The organism is Mucilaginibacter sp., from assembly GCF_036383575.1.
Taxonomy (GTDB): Bacteria; Bacteroidota; Bacteroidia; order Sphingobacteriales; family Sphingobacteriaceae; genus Mucilaginibacter.
Window position 1 is genome coordinate 1 of sequence record NZ_DASVOB010000063.1, and the last position, 8,825, is coordinate 8,825.

General features: G+C 44.4%; 6 protein-coding genes. All 6 read right to left on the reverse strand.

The window, feature by feature from the left end:
* Positions 1 to 896 (reverse strand): aldehyde dehydrogenase family protein (locus VF500_RS02200; protein ID WP_330858109.1); only part of this gene is annotated, 896 nt, incomplete at its 3' end.
* Positions 897 to 1,091: 195 nt separating this feature from the next.
* On the reverse strand, positions 1,092 to 3,314 hold the full coding sequence (locus VF500_RS02205) for a putative Ig domain-containing protein (RefSeq protein WP_330858110.1): 2,223 nt from the start codon (positions 3,312 to 3,314) through the stop codon (positions 1,092 to 1,094).
* 9 nt (positions 3,315 to 3,323) lie between these two features.
* Positions 3,324 to 4,757, reverse strand: a complete 1,434-nt coding sequence (locus VF500_RS02210) for an APC family permease (RefSeq protein ID WP_330858111.1) — start codon at positions 4,755 to 4,757, stop codon at positions 3,324 to 3,326.
* A gap of 65 nt (positions 4,758 to 4,822) precedes the next feature.
* Entirely contained in the window at positions 4,823 to 6,622 is a 1,800-nt protein-coding gene (locus VF500_RS02215) for a DUF885 family protein (protein WP_330858112.1), read from the reverse strand.
* 42 nt (positions 6,623 to 6,664) lie between these two features.
* Complete coding sequence (locus VF500_RS02220) at positions 6,665 to 7,567, reverse strand: AraC family transcriptional regulator (protein WP_121230305.1); 903 nt, start codon at positions 7,565 to 7,567, stop codon at positions 6,665 to 6,667.
* Positions 7,568 to 7,993: 426 nt separating this feature from the next.
* Positions 7,994 to 8,825: FAD-binding oxidoreductase (locus tag VF500_RS02225; RefSeq protein ID WP_330858113.1), on the reverse strand; the 832-nt coding region annotated here is incomplete at its 5' end.

Genomic DNA, 8,825 nt, shown 5'->3' on the forward strand with positions numbered 1-8,825 from the left:
ACACCCGCAATACCATTACCCAACTGGGTGAAAAAGTTATGCAGTCCTTCACCTTTAATAGCCAGCATTAAGCCGGGATTGGTACAAAACTGGCCCACGCCCAAAGTAATGGAGCCTGTATATTGTGCGGCCAGGTCGGCAGCGTTTTTGTTTAAGGTATCCGGTAAAAATATAACCGGGTTGATGCTGCCCATTTCCGAAAATACAGGGATTGGCTTTTTCCGTTTCGATGAATAATCTAATAAGGCTAAACCACCAACAGTTGAGCCTGTGAAGCCTACCGCAGCAGTATCATCTGCCTGTACCAAAGCTTTGCCACTTTCAAACGAAGTACCGTGTACGTGTTGAAAAATATGCTCCGGCATGTTGCAGCTAACTATCGCTTTTTTGATAGCCTGGTAAACCAATTCTGAAGTTTCGGCGTGGGCAGGGTGCGCTTTTACCACTACCGAACAACCTGCGCCCAAAGCGCTGGCCGTATCACCACCCGCGGTTGAATATGCGAACGGAAAGTTACTCGCGCCAAAAACAACTACCGGTCCCAGGGGAACAAGCATTTTGCGCAGATCAGGGCGTGGTAATGGTGTTCTGTTTGGCAGTTCGGTATCAATGCTGGCTTCAACCCAGCTTCCTTCGCGCAGCATACCTGCAAACATGCGCAGCTGACCTGTTGTACGGCCGCGTTCGCCGGTTAAACGGGGTAACGGAAGATTAGTTTCTTCAGCTGCTTTTTGAAGCAGGGCATCGCCTATTGCTTCTATTTCATCAGCAATAGCTTCTAAAAACAGGGCCTTTTGTTCGGCATTTGTTTTTTGGTAAGCCTCAAACGCGCTTTGCGATTGCTGCATGATGATATTTATTTCTTCGGTGCTTTCTTCTTTAAAGTTGTTAGCCATGGCAGATATTTTAATAAAAAACGAGGGCTTACGCCATTATTTTGCGCAAGCAAATATATTTAACCTTTTATGATGTGTACTGAAGATTCCTAACCAGTTATAGCAGGATTTTATCTTATTTCTACAACACAACTTCAAAACAGATTAAAAAACGGTCAAGCTGTTAAGTACTCAACACACAGGCAAACGTCTTGTTTACATCAATTTATAAAACCTTACCCCATGTGGGGGGATATTACAATACACAGCAGCAACATTTTTAGCAATATCTTTTTGCTGCCAGAGATCCCGCACTATTTTAACCTTGCCTATATGGATATTCTTAAAATCAAGCGTATACTTCAAGTATTTTTCACCAAGATTGAAAATACCCACAGCTTTGCTGCCATCTGCCAGTTGCTTAACCCAAACCTGGATCTGTTTATCGTTGATCACTCGCTCGGCCTGTTTGCCTGCCACGTCCTGATCTATAGCAATTACCTCGCGGTTTTTTAACAGGTTAAGGGTAAACTCATCAAGCTTATCCATATCGCAGCCAATTAATAACGGGGCTGATAAAAGGCTCCACAAACTCATGTGGGTGTATTGCTCGTAGGGGGTTAGATTAGTTTGATGAAGGTTTTCGCCCCAGCCTACCCTGCCTAAAATGAGCATATCGGGGTCATTCCACCCTCCCGGCCCGGCATAGGCCGCATTATTGGTTTGGCTAAAGCCGATACCGTAAAGGCTTTCCCAGGTATCGGTAATATCCTCGGTAGTACGCCACAGGTTGCCGTTCATTTGCGCGCCCCATTTCCAAACATCTTTTATGCCGTACTGGCAAATGCTGTAAACAATATCACGCTGCTGCTTAGCCAGCTCATCGCGCATTACCATGTACGGCTTTTGCTGTGCAAACAACGTGGTATCTCCTGCTGTTTGATCTGAATAGCTGCACAGATCGTACTTTAAATAATCAACACCCCAGTTAAAATAAGTGCCGGCATCCTGCCCCTCATGCCCCAACGAACCCAGGTATCCACCGCAGGTTTTTGCTCCCGGCGACGAATAAATACCAAACTTTAATCCTTGCTGATGCAGATGTGCCCCTAAAGCTTTCATATCCGGAAACTTTTCGTTGGCGGCAATTTCTCCGTCTTGTTGTCTTGCGGGTGCCTGCCAGCCGTCATCCACGTTAATATAGTTCCAGCCGTATTCGGTGAGCCCTTTATCAACCATGGCTTTGGCCGAAAGCCTTACCTTTTCGTCACTTACATTTAATCCCCAGCAGTTCCAGCTGTTCCAGCCCATGGGCGGGGTAAGCGCCAACAGTTTGCCCGATTTAATGGTCAATATTTTTTCATCTTTCCCTAAAGTATTGCTTACGGAAACTGATACCGGGTAATTTCCGGCCTTGGGTGCAATACCGGTTATGATGCCTGTTTTAGGATCAAAGTTTAAACCTTGCGGTAGATTTTTAACAGTATATTTCAACGGCTTTTGCCCGCTTGCCGGGATCTTAAAAAGCACCGGCGAACCCGGATGCACACCTAAAACTCCAGCGCTGTTGATCATCGGTTTATGGGATGCTTTGGGAGTGAGCAGATATGGGGCAATCTCGGCAAAAGTTTTAGTCTTGCCGGACGCGCTTTCAGTAAATTCATAAAACAGCTTGATGCCCTCACGATGCGGAAAAGCAAGCGTATAAGTTTCCTTGCCCAATGATGGCAGGTTTGCGTTTCCAGTTTTTTCGGCAATCGTTTTTTGAGTAACCTCGTCAACTATCCGGTAATGAAATTTGCCTGCGATATTAGTTTTAAAACTATTACCTACAGTTAATTTGCGTACAGCCTGTGCGTTGGATAAAAAGCTGATCTCGGTTTGGGTGAAAACGATGCCGTCAAATTTTTCGAGCATATCGATATAGGGTGCACCCATAAAAATACCGCCCGAACCGCCGCCATCGTAAACTTTGATAGCGATGATATTTTCCTGATCCCATTTAATAGCCGGATCATTTGCTGCTACGCAATAATTACGTACTGCCGGCCATTTGCTCACATAGCCTCCCTTATCTTCGGGAAATGCCCCGGTTTTACCAATCAACTTGCCGTTAAAATAAGTTTCATCAACATCATTAACATGGGCAAGGAATACCCGCAGGCTATCGCCCCAAACCGATTGCTTTTTTAATGCAGATGGAATAACTACATGGATGCGGTACCAGGCAAAGCCGTGATAATCGGGGTAGCCCTGCTCTTGCCATACATCGCCAACTTTAATTCTTTTCCAGTTCGTATCGTTAAAACCGGTTTCTTTCCAGGTTGCGTCGTTACCGGTTGAAAACTTAGCTGTGCTTAGCTTAACAAAGTTTCCATTTTGAGCAACAGCTGCTATGCCCATAGTAATGAGCCATAGCAGCGATAAGATCTTTTTCATGAATGATATCTATAAACTTTCAACAGGGAGTTCGGCGATCTGACGCTTTTTGCTGCCGCCTATCAGGTAATAAACCGGGATGCCGGTTAAAGTGATGATCAGGCCTGGATAGGTATAGGCCGGTTTGTATTTGATGAGCAACAGGCAAAAAGCTATCCCCATAATGATATAGATAACAGGTAACACCGGGTAGCCGAATGCTTTGTAAGGACGCTCGGCATTAGGCATTTTTTTGCGGAGGATAAAAATACCGATAATGGTAAGCACATAAAAAACAACGACCACAAACGAGATCATGTCCAGCAGATCGCCATATTTACCGCTCAGGCTCCACAGGCATGCAAAAACACATTGCAGCCACAGACCAAAGCCCGGTACGGAATTTTTATTTAGCGTGCCTACTTTTTTAAAGAAAAGCCTGTCTTTAGCCATAGAATAGTAAACCCTCGCACCCGACATGATCAGCCCGTTATTACAGCCAAAGGTGGATACCATGATGAGCAAGGCAATGATCACTGTACCCGAACTGCCAAATATGTGCTGTGATGCAACTACGCCTACCCTGTCCTTATCGGCCGAGGCTATATCATGCAGGGAAAGTACGCCCGTATACATTACATTGGTTAAAATGTAAATTACCGTCACGATCAGCGTACCCAGCGCCAAACTTAAACCGATATTTCTTTTCGGGTTTTTGATCTCGCCTGCTATAAAAGTTACGTTGTTCCATGAATCGCCGCTGAATATGGAACCAACCATTGCCGACGCGATTGCGCCTAAAGCAGCGATGGTAGTGTACGAAGCAATGGAACCATTAGCACTTAGACTATGCATGCTCCAGGCATTCTTCCAGTTCTCGTTCCACACCGAAGCTTTTAAAGAAAACAATCCGAACACAATTAACCCCAGCAAGCTCAGCAGTTTGGCCATGGTGAAAATAGTCTGCACAATTTTGCCGCTGTTAACGCCGCGGGTGTTGATATAAGTTAAAAACACGATCACCAAAATTGAAAGCAGCTGCGCCGGTGATATGGTCACGAAGCCCAAATCGACAGCAACGAGGCTTTCACTTAATTGCGGGATGAGGTACGCGGTAAACTTAGCGAAGGCCACACCCACCGCGGCTATAGTAGCCGTTTGGATCACGGTGAAAAAACTCCATCCGTATAAAAAACCTACTAATGGACTGTATGCCTCTTTCAGGTAAACGTACTGACCTCCAGCCCTCGGGAACATGGCACTCAGTTCGCCGTAACTCAGGGCGGCGGTAAGGGTCATAAAACCGGTGATGAGCCAAACAAATAGCAGCCAGCCTGCACTGCCCACATTGCGGGTAATATCGGCGCTCACAATAAAAATACCGGAGCCAATCATACTGCCGGCCACCAGCATGGTGGCATCCATTAACCGCAACGAAGGCTTAAAAGAAGTGCTGTTCTCCATAATTTTTTTTAGCTAAAAGCTGAAAGCATAAAGCTTAAAGCTTTCCATTAATGCTGTTTTATTAACTATTTGCTTCCGAAATCGTAAAATTTCCAGCTTGTTGTAAAATCTTTGGTTAATGCCTGGTTGGTTAATGTCGCACGAAGCATTTCAACCGGGATCAGGTTTTCTTTGATAGCGGCATCATGGAATTGTTTAAAGGTCATTTTACCGCTGTCAACCAGTTCTTTCCTCAATTCTGTTAACTGCAAACCACCTAACAGGTAAGCCACCTGATAAAGCGGACTGTAGCCACCTTCGAATGAGCGCCTTACTTCACCTTCGGCATTAGCATGTTCATGACCTACGCGGTCAACCAAAAAATCGATACATTGCTGTGGTGTCCAGTTGCCTAAATGGTAGTTGAGCGAAAATATGATCCTGGCACAACGATGCATGCGCCAAAACAGCATACCTACCCGCTCTTCAGGAGTTTTGGCAAAGCCTTTATCATACAATAGTAATTCCCAGTATAAAGCCCAGCCTTCAATAGCGAATGGCGTCCCAAAATCCTGGCGATAAGCTTTGTAACGGCTGTTCATAAAATATTGAAGGTTATGACCAGGGATCAGCTCATGCTGCACAGTGCCCCTTGAAAAGTAAAGGTTGTTGCCGCGCATGCTCATCAGCCTGTCGTCATACTGCATGGTATTGGTTGGGTACGAGATACTGATCTCCTTACCGCCGGTAAAAAACGGGTTAACCAGCTGCCTCTGCGGCGACATCATCACCATGCCCCAGGTTTCTTCGGCAAGCGGCGGTATCGTGATCAGGTCGCGTTCTTTGATAAAACTAAGGGCATCGTTATATAGCTTAACAATTAACTCAGGCTGATGCCCTACCGGAACATAGCTATTTTTTACCTTTTCGAGGGCTTTTTTCCAGTCACTGCCAAAACCCATTTCCTGCGATGCTTTCAGCATTTCCTTATCGCACCAGGCAAACTCTTTATTGGCCAGTTTAATAAGCTCTTCGGGTGTGTAAGGGATCATTTCCGCCTGTAATTGGCTAATCAACTCTTCCCTGCCAATAGGCACGCCTTTGATACCGCTGCTATCGCTTTTCTGGCTGGTATTCAACTTGCCTTTACTGATAGCCAGTTCGCTGTACCTGCCCAGCGCGCTATCAACGGCTTTATAAGGCTCAGGCACCCACCATGTGAATGAAGGATCATACTTATTATAAAAGCCAAAAAAGTCTTTCAAGCGACCTCTTAGCCCCACTAAAGCAGCTTTAGTTACTTTAGCTACGGGCATATCCAACGAAGGGAGTTTGTGAAAAGCAGTAGTATCGGCCTTAAGTTCTTTCAATATCTTGTTCAGGTCGCCTGCAACCTTTTCGCCATCTACAAATGTTCCGCGGCGGCGCTTTTGTTCCAGCGCGTAGATCTCATCGGCAAATGAAATGTATTTTGCAGCCTGACTGTACAGGTCTTCTTCCTTCTTCAAATCCTTCAGATCAAAGTTGATGCGTTTTTTAAGCAGGATATAATCTACCTTGCCGTAAATGCTGAGGGCATTAAAGTCTGTTTGCTCCAGTTGTTTCAGGTAATCGTTATCAACCTCAATGAGCCTTTTGCGCTGCTCGGGCGAGTTAATGACATCCTGCTTGTACTGATCTTCGCCACGCTCATTAACATTGTAAGGCGAATAAAAATCATGTATGGCATTCATATCCTGCCCGTACCGGATAATAGTACCGGCTATTTCGCTGGTTTGCTCATACAAATTACCAGGCGCGGCAGTTTGCGCATTTAAACTCAGGGTACCAATAGTAAGGGCGCAAAAGATTAGCCCTTTTACAGTTTTAGAGGGATGTATAAACACGATGTGGTGGTATGTTTGATTAAATAATAAAGCGCGCTGTATTTAGCTTGCAGCCCTGTTAAGGCTGATGAGATTATTGTTGTAAGAATCGAGATAACCGCGGGGCGAATTACCAATTACGCATTTAAATACCCTATTAAAGTTGGTGATGCTTTTAAAGCCGCATTTATAAGCAACAGTGTTGATGCTTTCAAACTTATGGGCGATGAGCTTTTTGCAGGCCTCGTTAATACGGATCTCGTTCAGGAAAGAAATAAACGTATGGCCTGTATGCTTTTTGAAATATCTGCAAAATGACTCAGGCGTCATATAGGCAACTTTAGCTACATCCTCAAGCGTGATTGGCTCGCTGTAGTGCTGCATAATATAGTTGTAGATATTACCTATCCTTATCCCTTCATTTTCGGTAATGCCCGGCAAGTTGCCGTAAGTTGACAAAGGGTCAAGTTTGCCTTTGATATTGGTAAGCCCCTTAAGCAAATGAAAAAACTGGATGAGCTGATCGGGACCGGAAGCCTTTTGCAAAGCGATCATGATCTGCGATACTTTATCAACAACAGAATGCGGCAATTTAAAGCCCTGCTGATGCTGCTGCATAAATATGAGGCTTGGTTTAAGCTCGGGCAAATTAAACAGCGGCGCTAAAGCTCCTTCCGGGTTAAAAAATATAGTAAGTGCTTCTATTTGTTTATTGGCGTTGGGTGCAAAATATTCGGGGTTGCTTTTAAACACATGCGGCAGGTTAGCACCTATCAAAAACAGATCGCCGGCAGAGTAATCATGCATGTTATTTCCGGCTATCAACGTGCCCTCCCCCTGCTGGATCCAGGTAAGCTGAATTTCTTTGTGGCGGTGCAGGTAGGGATAATGATAAGGCAAACAAACCTTTTCTGCAATCACACTTTTATCGTGCGGAACCGGGATGGTAAATTGTAAAACTTTCATCTGCTACATTGTTTAATACTTGTTGAATTTACAATTACTTAACTTAATTTGCCAACAAATGAAGTTAAAAGGATAAAATACGGGCAATATTTGGTAATTTATGGTTGATACCCCTGCTAAAATTGACCGAAAAACTCACTTTTATGCAGCAAATAAAAATTCAATTAAATGTTATACAAACACTTAAAAGCAAAACTATAGTTGATTCATCCATAATTTGACCGAATAAAATACCTTTAATTGTCAATTAAACAACTATTAAGCATTTTGTCAAAACTATCTAATTTACGCAGAAAACCGGTTTTTGATGCGTTTTTTATGATCCATGTAATAAAAGCCACACCTGCCAAAGCAAAAAACCGCTCATCAGGGGTGATGAACGGTTCTGTTTTTCCGGCAAGCCGGAAGGGTCACCAATTGTTTAAATTAAGATCTTTCGGGAGCAAATTCTTTGATATCGATAGTGGTTGGTTTACCTGATATAATTTCACTTGCCAGCAAACCGGTTGCAGCACCAAGGCTTAAACCCATCATGCCGTGCCCTGTTGCAACAGTAAGATTACAATACTGCTTGCTTTTGCCGATATAAGGCAGACCATCGGCAGACGAAGGCCGGAAACCAAACCAAATATCCTTTTGCTCCGGAACTGCAGGCTTTAAACCCGGGAAATACTTAGGTACCGATTCAACAATGCCTTTTACGCGGTTCATGTTGATACGGTCGTTGATTTTATCAAGTTCCATAGTGCCGCCGTAACGCAAGCCGCCATTCATTGGGGTAATAGCAACACGGGCTTCAGCTAATAAAGCGGGGATGTGCATAGTTTCGGTATCATCCTTTACATTAAAGGAATAACCTTTGCCTGGCATCAACAGGATCTTTAAACCCAGTAATCTCCCAATAGCCGGCGACCATGAGCCGCCCGCAATAATGTATTCATCGGCAGTAAACTCTTCGTTGCCTGCCAATACCTTGCTCACTTTACCGCCTTTGGTTTCAATTTTGGTAACCTCTTTATTGGCAACCAGCTTTACACCAACAGCTTTCAGGTGTTTGATCAAAGCAGCCATTAGTTTATTTGGCGACAGGTGCGCATCGCAACGGTAATGTACCGCGCCCAACACATCAAGCTCCAATTTTGGTTGCAGCTTTTTACAATCATCAACACTAAGCACAGCCATATCCAAACCCAGTTCTCTACCCGTTTCGGCCATGTGCGCTTCTTCCTCACCAGCCTTTTCGGTTTTGTAGAACATC